Origin of the sequence: Rossellomorea vietnamensis NBRC 101237 (assembly GCF_001591825.1) — a bacterium.
Lineage (GTDB): Bacteria > Bacillota > Bacilli > Bacillales > Bacillaceae_B > Rossellomorea > Rossellomorea vietnamensis.
This window is the reverse complement of sequence record NZ_BCVQ01000005.1, coordinates 124,617-143,439: the sequence shown is the minus strand read 5'-3', so window position 1 is coordinate 143,439 and position 18,823 is coordinate 124,617. Positions and strand designations below refer to the sequence as shown.

The window sequence follows — 18,823 nt, the reverse complement described above, 5'->3', positions numbered from 1 at the left end:
TTAGACTAAGCTAGTATAAAGTCTAATTAGACTATTGTCAATAAAACAGGAGAGGACTGATGATGTTGAAAAATGCCAGAATGCTGAAAATCTTGATGTGTGTTGGACTATTAAGTTTAAGCCTCTTTGGAAACGGATTAAAACAGACCGAGGCAAAAGAAAAAGCAACAAGTCATGGGACTGCTCATAAGTTCATGCAACTCGAGAAAAAGTTCGATGCACGCCTCGGCGTCTATGCGATTGACACAGGTACCAATCGCACGGTGGCCTATCGACCTGATGAACGGTTCGCCTACTCATCCACCTTTAAGGCTTTGGCTGCAGGGTTGGTGCTACAGCAGAACTCGTTGGACGAACTTGACGAAGTCATTACCTACACCAAAGATGACCTGGTCACGTATTCGCCCATTACAGAGCAACATGTGGATACCGGGATGACCCTTAGGGAAATTTGCGATGCGGCAATCCGCTACAGTGATAATACCGCAGGAAATCTTTTATTAGAGGAACTCGGCGGACCTGACGGCTTCGAAAATGGACTGAGGCAAATCGGCGATCATGTCACAGAGGCTGATCGCTTTGAGACCGATTTGAACAGTGCCATCCCAGGAGACATCCGTGATACCAGTACAGCAAGAGCACTTGCCACCAACCTGAAGGCTTTCACGGTCGACGACGTGCTCCCGGATAGCAAGCGTACAATCCTGACAGACTGGATGCGTGGGAATACTACTGGAGACGAACTGATTCGTGCGGCTGTACCTATGGGTTGGGAGGTAGGTGATAAAACGGGGGCTGGAGGCTACGGAACCCGAAACGATATCGCGATCGTTTGGCCGCCGAATAGAGATCCCATCATCATCGCTATTCTATCCAGCCGTGATACTGAGGATGCTACTTATGATAATGACCTTATAGCAAAGGCAGCTAAGGTCGTACTGAAAGAATTTAAGTGATTTTTCGAAACGTTCTTCCCTCTTCAGAACTGGGAAGAGTACACACTGATATTAGCTCACATAGGGGAATGAATAGGTGTTGTGCAGATTTTAAAAGTCCATTTATTTAATAAGGGCAAAGAGCTTATCCAATAAAGGGTGAGCTCTTTTGGTGTTGAAGAATAGTCTTGTGTATGGTGCTCTATTTTGAAATAATTGGTATTGAGTTAAAAGCAGGTTGGTTGTAGAAGAATAACTTCTTATGATCAAGTAAAAGTGTAAGGGGGATTTTATGAAACTATTTTTATCTATTTTCCTTTCTGGGCTTTTAGGTATATTAGTTTTCTTTGGACCTATTGGTATATATATTTTATGTGCAATTATAGTAGGAGTGATTTTCAGGGCGTTTGTTTTAATACATGACATACATAAAGAACTTGTACCAGTTGGGAGCAGAGATAGGGCCAGAGAAGTATATGAAATGTATTTAAAAGAAAAAGAACAAAGGGAAAAACGTTCGTCATCATCTTGAGAGCTATTAATCTTCACCTTTTTCTTTTTCCCGTTAAAAAAGGGCAATATCTGAAAACCAGTTATTGCCCTTCATTCATTATCTGGCCGGTTAAACAATTTTATTATTTAAATAGAATCGAGGAGAAATCGATGTCTCAAGATGGAATTGTATTAGTGGCAAGTGTATCAATCTTCAGTAATGATAAAGTCTTGATGATAAAAGAAAACAAATCCAATGCCCTCCATAAGTGGAACTTTCCGAGTGGGCATATCGAGTATGGTGAGGATATTCTTTATTCAGCAAGGCGGGAAGTGAAAGAGGAAACGGGTTTGGATGTAAAACTGATTGGCACGACCGGAGTATATAATTTCACCAGTAATACGAATGATCAAGTCATCTTGTTTCATTTTATTGGTGAGATAACGGGAGGTACATTAAAGCTTGAAGAAGATGAAATTACCGACAGCAGGTGGATAAAAGCGAATGACCTTTTATCATTAGAAAAAGGGGATTTGCGAGAACCGCATGTGTTAAAACAAATCATTCATAACATAGTAGAAGAAAACATCTATTCCATTAACGTGATCAATGAACAACTTTATAAGGGCTAATATAAATTTACATACTATTTTAAAAGGAGATGTTTCTTTGTTCCTATTCGCATCAGCGCAATCAACAACCGCAGTAAATACCGGTGATATCATTTTTCAGTTAGTGTCTTTAGTATTTCTTTTGGCCATTCCAGTTGGCATCATTGTACTTGTAGTTATTCTTAGGAGAAGAAATAGCAGGCTAAAACGGGTCGAAGAAAAATTAGATAAGCTTTTAGCAGATAAGGATAATAGCAGACTATGACATTTCATAGGTTTATCCATGGGCTAACTCCCTCCTTCCGTATTACTTTTTGAAAATTCTTTAATTTGATATGATAGATTTTGTAAGTAGAAAATTTAAAGAATACTGAGGAGTGCTTAACCATATGGAATACATCACACTTAATAATGGGTTAAAAATGCCAATTGTCGGTACAGGTACAAACACCTACGGGAAAGAAAACAATGACTATAACGCTGCGTTAACAAATGAAATTCCAGAACTTCTATCAGCACTTGAGTTGGGGTATCGTTCTATAGATGCAGCCATCATGTATCGAAACGAAGAACTTGTCGGAAGAGTGTTAGCAGAAAGCACAGTGCCTCGGGAAGAGTTATTTATTACGACAAAAGTTCCAGCCAATGAAGAATATATCTCTTCGAAGGAAGCTACCCGGGCAGCCATCGATAACAGTCTACAAAATTTTCAAACAGACTACCTTGATCTGCTTCTTATTCACTTTCCTATCGAAGACAAAGGTCAACTTCAAAACACGTGGGAAGTTTTTGAAGAATACTACGAAGCGGGCAAACTAAAAGCAATCGGCATTTCAAACTTTAAAAAAGAGCATCTGGAAGAATTGAAAGAATTCGCTAAAGTGAAGCCAGCCGTTAATCAAATTCAAATTAACCTAAAAGAACCTAACAAAGATCTACTTGCAGTATTAAAAGAAGAGGAAATTACACCGGTTGCATGGGGACCAATGAAAACCGAAGCCCAGCAAAAAGAAGTGTTGGATAAAATCGGTGAGTCCTATAAAAAATCTGGCGCACAAGTCTTATTAAAATATCAAATTCAACGTGGTGTGATCGTGATCCCTAAATCTCACAACCCTGAAAATCAAGCATCTAATCTAGATCTTTTTGATTTCGAATTGTCTGCAGAAGATATGAAGAGAATTGAAAACTTATAATTCGTTTGTTCTTGATCCTAGTGATATTGATCGTATCGCTAGGATTTTGATTTATTAAAAGCAATGGGCATTCTTTCTTTGAAGGAGGTGAAGTTTATGAATATTAGGCTTGCTGAAGAAAAAGACATTACTCAATTAATAAAAATGAGATGGGATAATACCATTGAATTTGATCAGAGCAAAAAAAACGAGTCTTATGAAGAGTTTGAAAGGGAATGTCGTACATTTTTAGAAAGTGCGTTAAAAAGTAACCAGTGGTTTATTTGGGTTGCTGAGGATAAGGGGCAAATTGTTTCTCATATATACATAGAATTAATACAAAAAGTGCCTAGGCCTGGGAGAGTCACTCATCCATTTGCATATATGACCAACGTGTACACCATTCAAGAGTATCGACATAGAGGTGTTGGAAGTAAAGTATTAAGTACAATAAACATCTGGGTGAAAGAGAATAAATATGAATTTGTAATTGTGTGGCCGAGTGATGAAGCGGTTAATTATTACAAGAAAAATGGTTACGTTCATTGTACTGAGCCAATGGAGTACTTTCCTTAGCGAGGGTAAAAACTCTTTTTGTTCAAGTAAAGAGCAGGTTTGAGGAATCAAACATTATAAATAAGGAATTTGAAGTTCTGAACTTTTATGAAGGAGCTGTAAAATGAAAGGACTAATCATAAAATCTCCCTGGATTGAACTTATATTGGAAGGGAAAAAGACATGGGAAATCAGGGGTTCCAATACAAAAATACGAGGACCTATCGCTCTTATAAAGAGTGGTTCAGGTATGGTTTACGGTGAAGTGAATGTAAGTGATAGTAAAGAGTTGACCTTAAAAGATTACCAAGAAAGCAACGAATTTCATCGTGTTCAAAGTGAGAGCTTACAAGCATTACCTTATAAGAAGACGTATGCTTGGGTCCTTGAAAAACCTCGAATGTATATAGAGCCGATACCTTATAAGCATCCTATGGGGGCAGTTATCTGGGTTAACCTGAAAGAAAGGAATTTGTATGATGAAAAATAGGGAAAACAGAAAGCGTAATATTCAGTGGATTGCTTATGCAATTGTAATGCTTACTCTTCTAATTAAAATAGTATTATTTATTTTAGGAGTATCCCAGAGGTTAGCGGACAGTAGACTTGATTTAATATCTTGCACAGGACTTGGCTTAGGAGTTATCTTATTACTAATTTCCTTCTTGTTACCAAAGAACGCCTAATAATCATCACGCATAGTTTAATTAAAAATGGCTTTCCTCCATTGGTATTAAGGTAAAGGGGCAGAATACTTGAATAGAAGGGAGGTTTATTTATGTTTTCAGTTGATAATTATATTGGTTCAATTAAATCTAACATTGAAAAACAATCGGATTTGTTAGTAAGAAATCTAGAAAAAATCATTGCATACAATTTCTCTTCTTATATAGATTTGTTAGATTTCTCCACATTCATCGAACATACAAGATTCGAATTATCAATAAGAATGTTCGCAATGGATAAAGAAGCTAACGAAGTTTTCTATGAAGGAAATGACACAACAGTTTTTGCAGGTAGTGTGGAGGTAATTCCAGATGTAAAATATTATCAGTTAAACGACAACATATTAGATGATTTTATTGATAACTTTTACGAAAAAAACTATCCGGAAATAGAACAACTAGAACAAAAAGTGTTTACAGATTGGTTTAGTCAATGTTGGAAAAAAGCAGGTGGAGATACACTGGATTTACCATCGTACTTTGTTTTCCACGATGATTATAAATCATTTGATTTAAAGAAAAACCAATGGATTGACGATGAAGAAAAATGGTCATAAGTATTAACAATGTTAATGATTACCATCTTCAACTAACGGGGGCAATAACTGAAGATCAGCTAGTTGATCACCGGCTAGTGCCTTATTCAATTATACGGCAGGTTAAAAGAAGAAGTTATCAGGTTCCACTCAATAAAATTACATCAGTTAAACTAATTAATTTATAAAACATTATGTAAATAAGTGGGTGCACTAATGTCAGAAATTGAAAAAGTAGATCAGCTGTTACAACAATTTATTAAAGAAGTTCCAACTTTGGATAATGGATTTAGTATGATTGAGAAGTATACAAAAAGTGTAGACGTATCCGTGGAATTAAGATCCTTTAGAAACCTCTTAACTGATGGCTATAAAGAATTTGAGGTATGGCTTAACGGTTTGTTTGAAAAAGAGAATGTACCAGATGAAATTATTGCCCTTAATTTCGGTCTATTTGAAAGGGAAGACGGTATTCAACTTTATATTACAGGTTCGAGTGAATGGGAAATAGATGATGAAGATTGGGCAAGTAATAATGATTATTTTCCTGAAGGAAGATACCCTAGTATTAAATTGTATAACGAATTGTATAATCTCTATGAAGATAATTTCTCTTTAAGATTATTTACAACAATTTCATCAACTATCATTCTTGCAAATAACTATTTGCTTTCGCACCCTGAAAGATTACCTAAAGATGTGGTGTTTGCAACAGGATTTGACGATGGCGTTTTATATCTTTTTGCTAGAAAAACGGAGGACAACGTAACAAGTTTATTCTATTAATGGGGCAGTTTAGTGGAACAAATAAAGCTGATTTTTTGCTACAGTAAAATCATATTTTTTAAAAGGACGAGGTAAATGAATGAGATAAGCTTTGAAAGTGATACTCTATATTCCCAATTAGCTGTATTTCAGTTTGGATTAGAAAACCCGTTTAACGATTGGAGTGAGACCCATTTTAATCAGGGCTTCTCTTGGAGAGAAGGTTCTGTATCTTTTGGAACTCTTTCTGAAAATGAAAAATGCAATATCACTGTAAGAGTTACGGATAACCTAGAAGTTAATCGCAATGTTATTAGGGCAATTACAGTTCCTTTTAATATCAATTGTAAAGGCATTGAGGTTGGCAATGTAATGGAGACAAAAGCTATTGATATTGAAGAAGGAATGTTTGAACTGCTTTTTACTATCCAAGTAGAAAATAGAATGGAACATTACATATTTAATTTCATAAGAAATAATAATCCCAAAGCAAACATTATTATAGCAGATGAAGAATTAAAACCATCGACCACGTTATTGATGAAAGCTGAACCAGCAATATAAGATAAAGTCATCTTTAACTAACGGGGGCAACACCTAAAGATCAGCTAACGTTCCCCTGCTAATGTCCTGGAGTTATCCGAGAAAGAAAAATCACTGAATGAAGAGGCATAACCATAAGCAGGGTTATGCCTCTTATAATGGAATAGATAGATATGGAGTAAATTCTTAGAAAAATAGAAATGAGTGAAAAAGTTGACTGTAGAAGCTGATCAAAGATCATTTCAAGATCTCACTAAATACACGGAAGAAATGAAAGAGAAGATGCACGCGTCTGGAGCAGCGTTACTGATTATGAAGGATAACGAGGTCGTACACGAATGGTATTCCGGTACCCATCATTTTGAAACTGGTGCTAGGAAAATAGATCACCTTTCACAATTTAATGTGTATTCAACCAGGGTTACCTATGTTGGTTTAGCAGCAGCACTGGCGATCTATGAAGGTTACTTGAATCTTGATGATAAGCTCAGCGACTATTTAAAACAATTGGATAAAAGGATATTAGGTGAGACGACCGTAAGACATTTGGTTACAAGGTGCACTGGATTAAAGATTAAGAAGGATATAGTCCAAAGGGTTTTCGATTCAGGAACCTCCATTGAAGGGAAGCGTCCTGATTTATTAGCTGAAATTGTCGAGCAAGCTACTGGAATGACAGTTAACGAAATACTTTCTGAGAGGGTATTTGAACCCTTGGGTTTGAAAAGTACAGAATGGGCGACAGAGGGGAAAAGCACGTTAGTATGTGACATCCACTCTCCAGAAAGTCATCCTTCTATAAGGATAGGGTCGAATATAGGGGATGAAAGAAACCTATTTGTTAGTAGTAGAGAGTTGGCACTATGGGGTAGCCTACATTTGAATAAAGGTTTAATGGATGGAAAACAAATCTTGCCAGAAGGTGTATTTAACCTTGCTACAACCATACAAAGTCCCAAATGGCTTGACCAAACTCTGCCTAGATTCGGATTCTTCTGGTGGTTAAAAGATCATCAAGTGTCGTGGGAATATAATGAATTAGGAACAGAATTACCTGAAGGGAGTTACCAAATTCTCGGGGCTTCAGGTTGTTCTTGTCTGGTCATTCCCCGATATAACGCTGTTGCTGTCAGGATGTACAATAGTTTATATACATATGAGAATAAGAATTTCGATTATATACAGGATATACAAACATTTGGAAACCTGGTTGTGAAAGAGATCAAATTGAATTGACGAAAGAATAATAGGATTGGAGGTAAAGAAGGTGTGAAATGGTTTAGGTTAATTTATCTATCATTCATCCTATTTTTTGTCTTATGTGGTTGCCAACAACAAGTGTTGAACGATAAGGAAGAGCAAAACGTGAAGGAAACAAAGAGTGATCTAACCCAGGCATTAGATGTCAGGGAGGCTGTTTGGGACCAACTTACAGAAAAGCAAAAAGAACATATCGCAGGATCTTGGAAGGATGCAAGTGTTCAAAAAATAACACTTCGGGAGTCGATGGGGCAAATTAAAGATAAAACGTTTATTGGAAAAGAAGTTTATCTTGTGGATTATCCTTCAGAGGATAGTCCATCATTAGGTGGGGTTGGAGTTTATGCAGATATAAAATCCCATCGTATAATTGGATTTGGTTACAGAGATTAATATTCATTTTTGTTTTAAATATGGTTGGGGTAGAGCGGGGACGGGTCTCGCTCTACTTTTTCACATTACATTACAAGAATGAATCTCATCATTAAAAAACCTCACTTCACCACTTTGTTCATCGTAAAAGATAGGAGAAGCCATGGGGACAGGTCCCTCGGCTCTAAATAGGAACCTCGGTGTCTGTCCCCGTCGTGCTTTTGGAATCACGGATAAGGAAAATTCACCACTGCAGTATGTTCTCATTTATTTAAATAAGAGCATTGCTCATAATCACAAAATTTGAAATAATTGGCATCAGGGTAGTGAAAGGATTGAGAGCTATTAACCAACTGATCAAAATCAACGACCACAAAATAGAAGTTCTTTTTAAAGGGAATAAAGGTCCGCTGGTAATTATCCTTACAGGGATGGGCTGCTCATTTGAGGAGTGGTATGAGGTAACACAAACGTTAAGTAAAACGTATGGAGTCCTAACGTTTCACCGGCAGGGACTGGGGCAAAGTGAGATCGGGAGTGGTGTTCAAAATACAGCATCCACCGTTCGTGATTTAGCAGAAATACTTCATCACCTTCAAATCGACGAGCCATTTTATTTAATGGGACACTCGTATGGCGGCCTATGTGTTCAACACTTCGCTAAAGTGCATCCTGAAAAGGTGGCCGGAGTGATATTAGTGGACTCGACTTCTGTTGACTTAAAAGAATTAGAGAAGCTTGATCTACCTGTATTAAACCAAGACACAGATGAATCGTGGATTGAAAAGAGCTTGGAGTATTCAACCAAGAGTGAACAAGAACTATTGGAAATACTGAAGCCTTCACTTACGGAAAAACAACATCAATTTTCAAAGGCCATTCAGCAAAAACTGTTGGACTTTCAAGTGAGTCCATTACTTTATAAAGCCATGGCATCAGAGATCAAGGAATGGACGCAAGATGCAGAACTTATCAGGAGTCTAGGAGATTTTCCTGATGTTCCATTAATCGTAATAGGACGGGATAAGGAATATTCGATTCAATCTGAATTGGACAATGGCATACCTGAATGGGAGTTACGAGTTTTTGAAGAGAAGTGGGAAGAGCTTATCACCCATCAGTGTAAATTGTCTTTACAGGGTGAATTAGTGTTTGCGAGTGATTCAGGACACTCTGTGTTCCTTGATCGACCAGATTTGATTATTGAATGTGTACATAAAATGATGCGACGGGTGGATTGTGTGCCATCACTACAAAAGTAGCTTCATCAATGTAGACAGGTTAACTGAATACGCTTTCTTTATATTTGGAGGGGTTCTAAATTAATATTTTGTTCTATTTAACCTCAACAATTGTATTGGTGTTTGTAATATTAATTCTATTAGTAGCTTATCGAGTATTAATTAAAAAGAAAAATCCTAGTAATTACTACACCCCGTTTGACCATATAACAGGGCAGTCAGTAAGCGAATTTCAGGAAGGAAATATAGAAGATGAACAAGAAGAAGGAAATGATAGTGCTGATGATAAAGATAAAAATTAATATATAAGCCTTTTTGCTTCATAAAGGTTTTTTTAAAAGCTATTCGGAAATGACGGGGGAATAGTAGTGCATCCAATAACAGTACTAGAAATGACCACGTGTGCTGCATTTATCATAGTCCTCTTTGCAATCGCATTTTTATTACCTAAAAAGAGTAGAAAGCGGAGTTTTATTATCGCTTCCTCCATAACTGCAATCGTCCTTTCATTCTTTGTGATTCGACCCTATTGGATTGATTATCAAATATCACATAAGACCAAACAACTAAACTATTTTCTTGAGAAAAAATACCCGAATCAAGAGTGGGAAATTGAACATCAAACTGGGAGGCAATACAATCCTTATCATTTCAAGGTTCAGTTTGAAAACGAAATAGGCTGGACTTATACATACTCAGTGGTAGGTGAAAAGAACATTTGCCAAACTGCTTGGACACCTCCAGAGGGAAGTTTGCCAAAGGAAGGGAAGCATTTTGAACGTAATCAGTGTGAATAAGTATGGATTAAAGAAGGGCGAATGTAAAAGTATCTTATTGTAGTTTCCAACGTACGTTTTATTCAAGGGGGAAAATAATGAAAAATGCACTACTGGTTATAGACGTTCAGAATGGGATGTTTCAGGAAGGTAATGTTGTATACATAGGAGAAAGATTACTCCAAACTGTAAAAGATCTAATTGGAAAAGCACGCTCTACCGAGACATCCATTTTCTTTATACAACATAATGCACCTGCTGGAAAACCATAGAATATGGTACAAAGGGTTGGGAGATTCATCCTGAAATCACTCTAGCTCCTCAAGATGTCATCATTCAAAAAACGACTCCAGATTCATTTTATAATACTTTTTTAGATGATGAACTGAAAAAACAAGGGATTGAACATTTGATCATTGCGGGAATTCAAACAGAAGCATGTGTGGATACAACGTGTAGAAGAGCCTTTAGTTTGGATTACAAGGTCACTTTAGTTTCAGATGCACACAGCACTTGGGATTCGCAAGATATCACGGCCCAACAAATTATAAACCATCATAATGGAGTGTTACGTTGGTTTGCAGATGTATACCCAAGTAATGAAATTACATTTGATAGTTGAATATACAACTATACAGGTTGTTTGAACAATAAAGGACGGTGGCTTCCATGAATAAATTAAATCCAGGTGACAAAGTGGGGATCTTCACTCCATCATCACCGGCAACAGTTACAGCAAGAAAACGATATGAACGGGCAAAATCTTTCCTGGAGAGTAAAGGTTTATGTATAGTCGAAGGGAATTTGACAGGGAAGACTGAAGGATATCGCTCAGGTACCCCTAAAGAGCGCGCAAATGAATTAAATGAGTTATTGCGAGATCCAGAAATCAAAATGGTGATGTCCACGATAGGCGGTACCAACTCTAATAGCCTTTTACATTACATAGATTACGAAGCGTTGATAAGAAATCCGAAGATCGTAGTAGGTTACTCAGATGCAACGGCTATCCTTCTTGCTCTTTATCATAAGACAAATATCACTACTTATTATGGTCCCGCACTCATTCCTTCCTTTGGTGAATTTGAACCATTAGTGAATGATACGTACCAATACTTTGTTAACTACTTTATGACAGAAAGCAGTCTTCCTTATGAAGTTCCCATGCCTACATATTGGTCTGATGAACCTGTAAATTGGTTAGACAAAACAAAAGAAAAAACTCTATTCCGAAATGAATGGATAACAAGAAACACCGGTGTCGCGGAAGGCAGATTAATAGGTGGAAATGTAAATACGATGTATGGTTTTATTGGTACGGACTATTTCCCTCCTATAAAAAAGGGGGATGTCTTGCTGATAGAGGATTGTGCGAAAGATGCGTCGATAGTGGAAAAGAACTTTGCTATGTTAAAACTGCACGGAATCTTTGAAAAGGTGTCAGGAATCATTTTGGGGAAACATGAGGGATATGATGATTTAGGAACGGGCAAGAAGCCAATCGATATTCTTATGGAACAACTAGACGACAAAGAGATTCCTATTTTAGCTGAGTTTGATACATGCCATACTCATCCCATGCACCCTTTGGCTATAGGAAGGAAAGTGAAAGTAGATACAAAGACAAAGTCAGTCCATTGTATTGAAGCGTGGCTCTAGATTATCTCGATTCATAAACTTTAATTCGTTATCTGGAATTCAAGTTATCATCGGAGGACTTATCCTGAATAAGGATGAGCTCCTTTTTTATTGAAAAATTTTCTTGAGTAAGATGCTTGGATTTGAAATAATTGGTATAAAGATGAAAGTACAGGTTAATGGGAAGGGGTGACGCGAAGATGATGAAAAAAGCTTTCAGCTCGGATTTAATGGCAAGAATAAAAATGATAAAAGGAGAAAACTTTGTAACGGTTGAAAATACAAAAAATCTGACAGACCAAGAACTAATCCAACTCCTCCCATATTTAATGAGGAAGTCCTCTGTTAAAACTTGTAAAAACGTAAATATCCTTGTGGATAGTCAATGTAGCAAAGAGGTAGTCTCCCTTTTGAAAGAATATGAGTTTATGTTACATGACGAAAACGTTACTGTTCACAAAGCACTTAATCAATCATCCAACATGCAAGGCGGCTTCAAATTAAAGGATTTACACGACCTTTCAACAGCTGAGTTTAAAAAGGTCTGGGAAGCATCGATGGAAGGATCACTTAATTGTATTTGGCAAGTAAAAAATGTATGAAATGGCATTTAATTATGCATGCCACTTGCTCCTCCAGATTATCGGTTTTGTAATGACTCTTTATATCTAAAACTATCACCGGTAAACAGTAATAGGTGGGAATGATGAATCAGCCGGTCAATGACTGCTTCAGTAAGGATGGGATCCCCGAATACGTGATTCCATTGACCGAATTGAAGATTAGTTGTGATAATGATACTTTTGTTTTCATAACACATTGAAATGACTTGAAATAAGAGTTCCGCCCCTTCTTTATTCAAGGGGATATATCCCAGCTCATCAAGAACTAGTAAGTCGAGCTTCTCAATCTGCTTCATTATCTTTGTCAAAGTGCCATTTTGGTTGGCATCTATCAGTTTGTTTACTAACGCTGCCACTGTATAGAATCTTACTTTACTGCCAAATGTATGTATGGCATTTAAGCTTATCAATGTTGCCAAGTATGTTTTCCCTGTCCCCACTCCTCCGTACAAGATTAAATTTTCTCTCTCCTGTATGAAGTTACCCTTCAAAACGGTCTCACGGTCAATCCCTTGGGGGATTTGGATATGCTGCCACTGATAAGCTTGCTCTCCAGTTTTAGGCAATTGGGCTTGGCTCAGTAATAGGTTTATCTTTCGTTCTTCTCGATTCTGCACTTCCTTCTCAAACAAACTCAATAAATATTTTTGTGGATCCTTTTCTTCGACCTCATGATAATTCTCCCTGATCCAGCTGAGTTTTAATCGCTTTGCGTACTCTTCAATCTCCTTCCTCATCATGCTTCACCCTCTGGCTGGAAGAATGCATCATAATGAGATAATCCTCGCTGAATGTCTGGCATATCAGGAACCGGAGACTGCACCTTTATAGCTTGGTGTTGATGGTCTTGGTTAAGCAAACTATAAAAACAATGCTTAATCTGGTCTGCACTCGGGTGGCCTTTTCGCGAAGCGTTCACTAGAGCTTCTTGTAGAAGGGTAAAGTCATCATTTTTCAACAGACCTCCCAACAATTTCAGTACTTCTTTTTGCTCGTCTTCTGTACAACGCCTTAAGTATTCTGTCCACTCAGGTGGGAATTGTTCATAGATGCTTGTGTACTTAATGGCTCTTGGTCGCCTGGATAGTAAGTCAAGATAAGGCTGCCAAATCATTGATTGCCTTTTGATTCCGTATAGTCGGGAGTGTTTCACTATAACTTCGTTCTGATCATTTAGGATGGCAACAGTATTGTAAGTAACTTGTACTTTCACCACTTGTCTGGCATACCTCGGAGAGGTGGAGTATACCTTTGAATCGTAATTGACCATCCCATATTTATCCGACTTCAATTCTTGGTGAATTGCACATTCAAAATCTTTTTCAGGAAGTATGAGCCACTCTTGTTGTTCTTCTTCAAACAGATGCTGTAGATTTACTTTCTTTTTATAATGTGGCCTATCCCTGTCTTCTTCTGCCATTTCCCATAGAGTGGCATTGAATTGATCAAGGTCTAAGATCGTGCACTCTGGTAATAAAAAGTTATTTCGGACGTACTTTACCATTGACTCTACATGACCTTTTTCATTTCCTTTTCTCGGGTTACAAAACTCGTATTGAAAACCTAAATGCATGACAAAGCGTTCGAAGGTATCTGTAAGTTCTCGTTCTCCTTTAGCTAATATCTTTTTCACTGCTGGAGAAAGGTTGTCAAAACGTATGGTTCGAGGCACGCCTCCCATGTATTTAAAGATTCGTTGTAGACCTTCTAATAAGCATTCGGTGTTTTCAGAAGGAAACACTTGAAAATAGAAGGTATTGCTATAGGGAAAAGACATTACTAAGTAGGGTAACTCGATAACCTTAGATTGGTAGCTAAAAGGCGCTGTTCCAAAATCCACCTGCGCTGTTCCTGGAAGAGACTCCAGTGGTAAGGCTGCTTCTTCAATGTAATCGTGCAATTCTTTCTTTCGTTTAGAAACATAATCCCTGACAGTCCGATAGGACCCCTTGAAACTATGAAACTTCACTAATTGAGTAAACATTCGTTTCGCCGTTCTATGAAACTTCTTTTTCTTTTTTAAATCTTCTTTAATCCACTTATCAATAATAGGTTTAACGTGTTCCATCACAGGAGCTTTACGCTTCTGTACCTGCTTATGCTTAAACTCTTCTTGGTTTGCATACTTTTTTACAGTTCGTGGATCGATTCCCATTCTTTTAGCGATACTAGCGTAGCTATCACCTTTTTGATTAGCTTCGTGTCTGATATAATTGATTTGTGTCACTTCTAACATCTCCTAAATAATCCTCCTGTTAAACGTTGTTGGTCCAACGAGGAGTTTAAAGTTATTTGGGGAGGTTAGCAAGTGGCATTTTCTTTATGCCTTGCCCCGCGCGGGGCAAGGCATAAAGAAAATGCCAAACCCTACATTAATAGATTGCCATAAACACTTAATTCACCATCTTCATTAAATATCGATGAACAGATGCGAAGCGTAGAAGTGGAACTAGGCCCCAACTATAAGAAGTCTTGTATGATTGCTTATGAAAATGAAGCCCCAATCGGAGTCACGATGCCTCATATAGAACCCGGAACGTTAGAAGAGGGAAGGATTTTTTATTTCGGGATCCTTCCAAGTGAAAGAGGTAAAGGGAAAAGCAAACTTCTCCACCAGCAATCGCTAGAAATCTTAAAGAAAGACTTTAACGCTTCTTATTACATTGGCTCTACTGGTCACAACAACCTCCCGATGCTTAAGACATTCAAGAATAATGGTTGTACGGTGATAGAACGGAATAAAGTGTTTAAAAGGAAGAATTGAAACATAGTGTTGAGTAGTTCTTAATGTAGCGGGGACAAATACATATTATGAGCTTCAATCAAGTATTGGCATGTAATGGGTAGGTTAACGAAAAAAGGAGAATAGTAAATGGGCTTAATGCAGTCGTTCTCAGCTGAAATTGAAAATATTATTGCAAGTATACAAGAAGAACTTACTACTATATTAAACGATGACCTTGCTGGTTTGTATATTCACGGTTCCTTGGCAATGGGTGGATTTAATCCAGACAAAAGCGATATAGATTTATTGGTCGTCACGAAAAAAACGATTACAGTTGAAACGAAAAGGAAGTTGGCTAAATTCTTTTTGAATTGCTCCAATTCCCCATATCCAGTCGAAATCAGTTTTATTAATAAGGAACAATTAAAAGATTGGCAGCACCCTTGTCCATTTGGTTTCCATTATAGTGAGTTCTGGAGAGAGCGGTATGAACATGATTTGGGAAGGAATACACACAAATTTTTAACTGGAAGTAGTAGCACTGATCCGGATTTAGCAGCCCATATTACTATTTTACATAAAAGGGGGATTTGTGTGACAGGCAAACCTATTGCTGAAGTCTTCCCCGTAGTTCCGCGTTCAGATTATCTATCGTCAATAGTCGGTGATTTTCAAGAATGTCTAGATCGCATTCAAGAAGACCCCGTTTATTGCACGCTAAATATGATTAGAGTGTTCTGGTATGTAAAAGAGGGAGTCATCTCTTCAAAGGAAGAAGCTGGACGTTGGGGGTTAGCGAACTTGCCGAAAGAATTAAGCAGCACCGTCAATAAAATAATTAGTTGTTACTCAAGTGAAATAGATGATTGTCAATTTGAGAATGATGAACTATTAAGGTTTAGAGATTATGTTGCTACTAATGTGCAGATCATTTTAAGATAAGCCTTAAGATTAGCTAATTGTCACTTTACTCACCTTATTCAACAATCAGGGACGTTAGTTATATAAGAATACAACAAGTTGGAATTGAGATACCGATTCTGAAAGCATACAGAACAATAATTTTCTTATTTAACAGGAGGCTTTATGACTTATCAATTTAATGTTATGACACAAGAACAAGCAGAAAATATTGCATTTAATTGGCATTACGATGGTGATTATTCATTTTACGATATGGAAGCGGATGAAGAAGATTTAGAAGAATTTTTAAACCCGGAAGAACGAGGAGATACAACGTTTGCTGTTACCAAAGATAAGGAACTGGTTGCCTTCTTCAGTGTCAGAAGAATAGCTGAAGGAATTTTTGATATTGGATTAGGGATGAGACCCGATTTAACTGGAAAAGGCGCTGGGGTCGAGTTTTTAAAGGCATGTATGAACTATGTACAATCAGAATTTAATTCTGAAAAAATCACATTATCAGTAGCAACCTTTAATCAGAGGGCGATAAAACTGTACAGAAAAGTTGGATTTAAGGATGTAGAGACTTTTATGCAAAATACAAATGGTAGCACATTTGAGTTTCTGAAGATGGAATATACATGTTATTAACTCTTCTTAATGTAACTGGGGAGAGGGCTGAAGATGACTTTTTGTTGCTTCCTTTTTAACGAAAAGGAAGCACAAGAACCGTCCCTATGCTTCCCTAGCTAACAATGAAGGTGGATGAATAAAAGTTTTAAATAATAATGATTAAGAGGCGATTAAAATGAGAATAGTTAAGATTATTTTAGGGACTATTGGAAGTGTAATCTTAGTCTTACTATTTATGGGGGGATTAGACTTAGACGATATAAGATTTCAAAAGAATATACGGAAGTTAAAAAAAGAGGGGTGGTTCAAGGAGCTTAGCGATAATGGTATGTATTATGAACGGATATTTCATAATGAAGCAGTACGAGAATACTTACTTCAGGAAAATATTGTTGTAAAAATAAATAATGATGAGGGAAAAAGAAATAAGTTAATATCGCTGATCAAGTCATCATCTTGAAATGATTAGTTGAACATTCCACCTTGGAATGGCTTGCTGCTTCCTTATAATCAAAAGGAAGCACAGGAACCGTCCCCATGCTTCCCCCATGCTTCCTGATGACTATGCGAGAAACTCAAGAACCCGCTTGATCACTAACTTCGTCGCATCGGCATCGTATGTAGGTATACTGCTGTCAGTAAAGAGGTGTTCCTTGCCCTCATACAGAAAAAGCTCAGCGTGATTTGCAGACTTCACAAGTTCACGTGCTGCATCGATGTCGCCGTCTTCAACGAAGAAAGGATCTTCATTCATGGCATGTATTTGCACCGGCAAGTCGGCTGGCCATGGAGATTCAAACTCGGAGGTCGGGAGGCATGCATGGAAAAACAGTGCTCCTTTTGCGCCTTCGCGTGTTTGAGCGAGCTGCTGTGCTGCCGGGACACCTAGTGAAAATCCAGCATAGACGACGTCTTGAGAAAGGTCGTCAGCTGCCCGAATGCCACGCGCAGTCACTTCTCCAAATCCGATTTCCTTCACAAATCCCAAGCCTTCCTCCAGTGAGGAAAATATTTGGCCATCAAATAAATCCGGCACATGTACAATATGCCCCGCATCTCTCAATTGATCGGCGAATGCTTCAATCCCTTTTGTTTTCCCTAAAACATGGTGGTACAACAAAACTTCAGCCATCATTTTCTCCCCCATTTAAATACGTCTTATGTATAAATTTCGACATAAATACCGTTTACCCTGCCAGAACCTTAACTTCTTACATAAGGTCTAGTTTCGAAAAGAATTGTTAAATTTTTCTTGCGTTTTATCAGCGTCATTTGAAATAATTGGGATTGGGTGTTGCGACTATTTTAAACGCAGATATGCCGAACAAGAATATTAGGAGGCGCAATGATGAAAGGTAAAGAATTAGTAGAGGCGGTAGACTTTAAAAAACTGACGATCGTAGAATTACAAATTAAATTTGAGGAACTAAAAGATAAATACCCAGAAAAGAAGATGATCTTTCTTACTCAATCTGCAACCATCGAGGCTGATTTTCAGATGCAACTAGCAGAAAATGTAGAAGAGGAGCCTATTCTGGGGCGTGCTCTGCAAGAATACGAGCTTAGTCCAGAAATAGACATTACTGACAAAACAATCGTAAATTCTACTGCTTGTATTTACTTAACGGATGTGAAGCTGACACCTTTAGCATCACCGAATTCACCTATTTATCTGGAAGAGTTTATTTTGTTTTCAGATCATTTATTAGGGTTAACAACTACATAAGTTGTTCTATTGAAGGCGCCTACCAAACCTGGAGAATATATTTGTGAAAGGAGGCTTTAAATTGGGCGTTAAGAATTATCTAATTGAAGGGGTTTCTTGCACCGGTAAAACTACCGTCTGCAATGAATTGCAGCGGCGGGGGTATCAAGCCATTCATGGTGACCGGGAATTGGCTTATCAGGGCAATCCTGAAACGGGTGAAAAGACCAATACTGCCTCACATGAAAACCACATTTGGGATGTAGATAAAGTAAAAGCTTTGGTCGATAACAAGAGTGAGCCAGTAACATTTTTCTGCGGTGGTTCTCGTAACTTCTCGAAATTTATTCATCTATTTGATGGTGTGTTTGTTCTTGAAATCGATACAGAAACATTGAACATACGACTGGACGCTAGACCGGAAAATGAATTTGGCGGTAAGAAGGTGGAACGGGAGCTCATCGTTCGTTTGCACGAGTCGAAAGAAGACATTCCGAAAAACGGAATAATCATTGATGCAACTGAACCAATAGAATATATAGTCGATGAGATCGTCCGTAAAAGCGAAGGGAATTAGCTGAGATACAAGGAATGAGTATGGAATAGGTC

At 37.7% G+C, this 18,823-nt stretch carries 27 protein-coding genes; 24 read left to right on the top strand and 3 right to left on the bottom strand.

The genetic code is table 11. From position 1 onward, the window contains the following. Positions 1–59 precede the first annotated feature (59 nt). The 18 genes from bla to BVI01S_RS04765 all read left to right on the top strand — a co-directional run bounded on the left by bla (position 60) and on the right by BVI01S_RS04765 (position 12,227). A complete protein-coding gene (gene bla / locus BVI01S_RS04855) occupies positions 60–956 on the top strand; it encodes a class A beta-lactamase (RefSeq protein WP_439951098.1) in 897 nt (298 codons plus the stop codon). Positions 957–1,227: 271 nt separating this feature from the next. After that, positions 1,228–1,467: a hypothetical protein gene (locus BVI01S_RS04850; protein ID WP_061809466.1), complete on the top strand. Its 240-nt coding sequence runs from the start codon at positions 1,228–1,230 to the stop codon at positions 1,465–1,467. Positions 1,468–1,598: 131 nt separating this feature from the next. Continuing rightward, positions 1,599–2,060 (top strand): NUDIX hydrolase, encoded by a 462-nt coding sequence (locus tag BVI01S_RS04845; RefSeq protein ID WP_061809465.1) that lies wholly within the window; start codon positions 1,599–1,601, stop codon positions 2,058–2,060. A gap of 368 nt (positions 2,061–2,428) precedes the next feature. Then, positions 2,429–3,235, top strand: coding sequence for an aldo/keto reductase (locus tag BVI01S_RS04835; RefSeq protein WP_061809463.1), 807 nt, complete (start codon positions 2,429–2,431; stop codon positions 3,233–3,235). 96 nt (positions 3,236–3,331) lie between these two features. Then, positions 3,332–3,790, top strand: coding sequence for a GNAT family N-acetyltransferase (locus BVI01S_RS04830; RefSeq protein ID WP_061809462.1), 459 nt, complete (start codon positions 3,332–3,334; stop codon positions 3,788–3,790). A gap of 103 nt (positions 3,791–3,893) precedes the next feature. Next, positions 3,894–4,259, top strand: a complete 366-nt coding sequence (locus BVI01S_RS04825; protein WP_061809461.1) for an ASCH domain-containing protein — start codon at positions 3,894–3,896, stop codon at positions 4,257–4,259. Between the two features lie 288 nt (positions 4,260–4,547). Then, positions 4,548–5,051: a hypothetical protein gene (locus tag BVI01S_RS04815; protein WP_061809459.1), complete on the top strand. Its 504-nt coding sequence runs from the start codon at positions 4,548–4,550 to the stop codon at positions 5,049–5,051. Between the two features lie 195 nt (positions 5,052–5,246). Continuing rightward, a complete protein-coding gene (locus tag BVI01S_RS04810; protein ID WP_061809458.1) occupies positions 5,247–5,816 on the top strand; it encodes a hypothetical protein in 570 nt (189 codons plus the stop codon). A 75-nt stretch (positions 5,817–5,891) separates the two neighbouring features. Next, positions 5,892–6,359, top strand: coding sequence for a competence protein ComJ (gene comJ / locus BVI01S_RS04805; protein WP_061809457.1), 468 nt, complete (start codon positions 5,892–5,894; stop codon positions 6,357–6,359). Between the two features lie 192 nt (positions 6,360–6,551). Then, a complete protein-coding gene (locus BVI01S_RS04800; RefSeq protein WP_439951097.1) occupies positions 6,552–7,574 on the top strand; it encodes a serine hydrolase domain-containing protein in 1,023 nt (340 codons plus the stop codon). 129 nt (positions 7,575–7,703) lie between these two features. Further along, positions 7,704–7,991 (top strand): hypothetical protein, encoded by a 288-nt coding sequence (locus BVI01S_RS04795; RefSeq protein ID WP_156477302.1) that lies wholly within the window; start codon positions 7,704–7,706, stop codon positions 7,989–7,991. Positions 7,992–8,305: 314 nt separating this feature from the next. After that, positions 8,306–9,232: an alpha/beta hydrolase gene (locus BVI01S_RS04790; protein WP_244886869.1), complete on the top strand. Its 927-nt coding sequence runs from the start codon at positions 8,306–8,308 to the stop codon at positions 9,230–9,232. A 68-nt stretch (positions 9,233–9,300) separates the two neighbouring features. Then, entirely contained in the window at positions 9,301–9,513 is a 213-nt protein-coding gene (locus BVI01S_RS04785) for a DUF3951 domain-containing protein (RefSeq protein ID WP_061809454.1), read from the top strand. A gap of 66 nt (positions 9,514–9,579) precedes the next feature. After that, positions 9,580–10,008 carry a hypothetical protein gene (locus BVI01S_RS04780; RefSeq protein WP_061809453.1) on the top strand — a complete coding sequence of 143 codons (429 nt, stop codon included), beginning with the start codon at positions 9,580–9,582 and terminating at the stop codon, positions 10,006–10,008. A 77-nt stretch (positions 10,009–10,085) separates the two neighbouring features. Then, positions 10,086–10,259: an isochorismatase family protein gene (locus BVI01S_RS23310; RefSeq protein WP_439951096.1), complete on the top strand. Its 174-nt coding sequence runs from the start codon at positions 10,086–10,088 to the stop codon at positions 10,257–10,259. Further along, positions 10,256–10,609, top strand: coding sequence for an isochorismatase family protein (locus tag BVI01S_RS04775; protein ID WP_439951099.1), 354 nt, complete (start codon positions 10,256–10,258; stop codon positions 10,607–10,609). Before BVI01S_RS23310 ends, BVI01S_RS04775 begins: the two co-directional genes overlap by 4 nt. 47 nt (positions 10,610–10,656) lie before the next feature. Further along, positions 10,657–11,646 carry a S66 family peptidase gene (locus BVI01S_RS04770; protein WP_061809452.1) on the top strand — a complete coding sequence of 330 codons (990 nt, stop codon included), beginning with the start codon at positions 10,657–10,659 and terminating at the stop codon, positions 11,644–11,646. Between the two features lie 179 nt (positions 11,647–11,825). Further along, complete coding sequence (locus BVI01S_RS04765; RefSeq protein WP_061809451.1) at positions 11,826–12,227, top strand: hypothetical protein; 402 nt, start codon at positions 11,826–11,828, stop codon at positions 12,225–12,227. A gap of 38 nt (positions 12,228–12,265) precedes the next feature. On the opposite strand, the gene istB is transcribed toward BVI01S_RS04765, so the two are convergent. Continuing rightward, positions 12,266–12,985 carry an IS21-like element helper ATPase IstB gene (gene istB / locus BVI01S_RS04760; RefSeq protein WP_061809450.1) on the bottom strand — a complete coding sequence of 240 codons (720 nt, stop codon included), beginning with the start codon at positions 12,983–12,985 and terminating at the stop codon, positions 12,266–12,268. Continuing rightward, positions 12,985–14,484 (bottom strand): IS21 family transposase, encoded by a 1,500-nt coding sequence (gene istA / locus BVI01S_RS04755; RefSeq protein ID WP_061809449.1) that lies wholly within the window; start codon positions 14,482–14,484, stop codon positions 12,985–12,987. Before istA ends, istB begins: the two co-directional genes overlap by 1 nt. A gap of 240 nt (positions 14,485–14,724) precedes the next feature. Between istA and BVI01S_RS04750 the strand changes: the two genes are divergently transcribed. The 4 genes from BVI01S_RS04750 (at position 14,725) to BVI01S_RS04735 (ending at position 16,969) form a co-directional block, all read left to right on the top strand. Next, the gene (locus BVI01S_RS04750; protein ID WP_061809448.1) at positions 14,725–15,012 is read left to right on the top strand and encodes a GNAT family N-acetyltransferase; all 288 of its coding nucleotides are present in this window, start codon (positions 14,725–14,727) and stop codon (positions 15,010–15,012) included. A 108-nt stretch (positions 15,013–15,120) separates the two neighbouring features. Next, a complete protein-coding gene (locus BVI01S_RS04745) occupies positions 15,121–15,915 on the top strand; it encodes an aminoglycoside adenylyltransferase domain-containing protein (protein ID WP_061809447.1) in 795 nt (264 codons plus the stop codon). Positions 15,916–16,059: 144 nt separating this feature from the next. Further along, positions 16,060–16,527 (top strand): GNAT family N-acetyltransferase, encoded by a 468-nt coding sequence (locus BVI01S_RS04740; RefSeq protein WP_061809446.1) that lies wholly within the window; start codon positions 16,060–16,062, stop codon positions 16,525–16,527. Positions 16,528–16,684: 157 nt separating this feature from the next. Then, entirely contained in the window at positions 16,685–16,969 is a 285-nt protein-coding gene (locus BVI01S_RS04735) for a hypothetical protein (RefSeq protein WP_061809445.1), read from the top strand. 102 nt (positions 16,970–17,071) lie between these two features. Here the strand turns inward: BVI01S_RS04735 and BVI01S_RS04730 are convergent, their stop codons facing one another. Continuing rightward, positions 17,072–17,641: a dienelactone hydrolase family protein gene (locus BVI01S_RS04730; protein ID WP_061809444.1), complete on the bottom strand. Its 570-nt coding sequence runs from the start codon at positions 17,639–17,641 to the stop codon at positions 17,072–17,074. Positions 17,642–17,854: 213 nt separating this feature from the next. Between BVI01S_RS04730 and BVI01S_RS04725 the strand changes: the two genes are divergently transcribed. Together BVI01S_RS04725 and BVI01S_RS04720 are read left to right on the top strand one after the other, a co-directional pair. Next, positions 17,855–18,235, top strand: coding sequence for a hypothetical protein (locus tag BVI01S_RS04725; RefSeq protein WP_156477300.1), 381 nt, complete (start codon positions 17,855–17,857; stop codon positions 18,233–18,235). A gap of 61 nt (positions 18,236–18,296) precedes the next feature. Then, the gene (locus BVI01S_RS04720; protein WP_061809442.1) at positions 18,297–18,791 is read left to right on the top strand and encodes an AAA family ATPase; all 495 of its coding nucleotides are present in this window, start codon (positions 18,297–18,299) and stop codon (positions 18,789–18,791) included. The last annotated feature ends 32 nt before the right edge of the window (positions 18,792–18,823 follow it).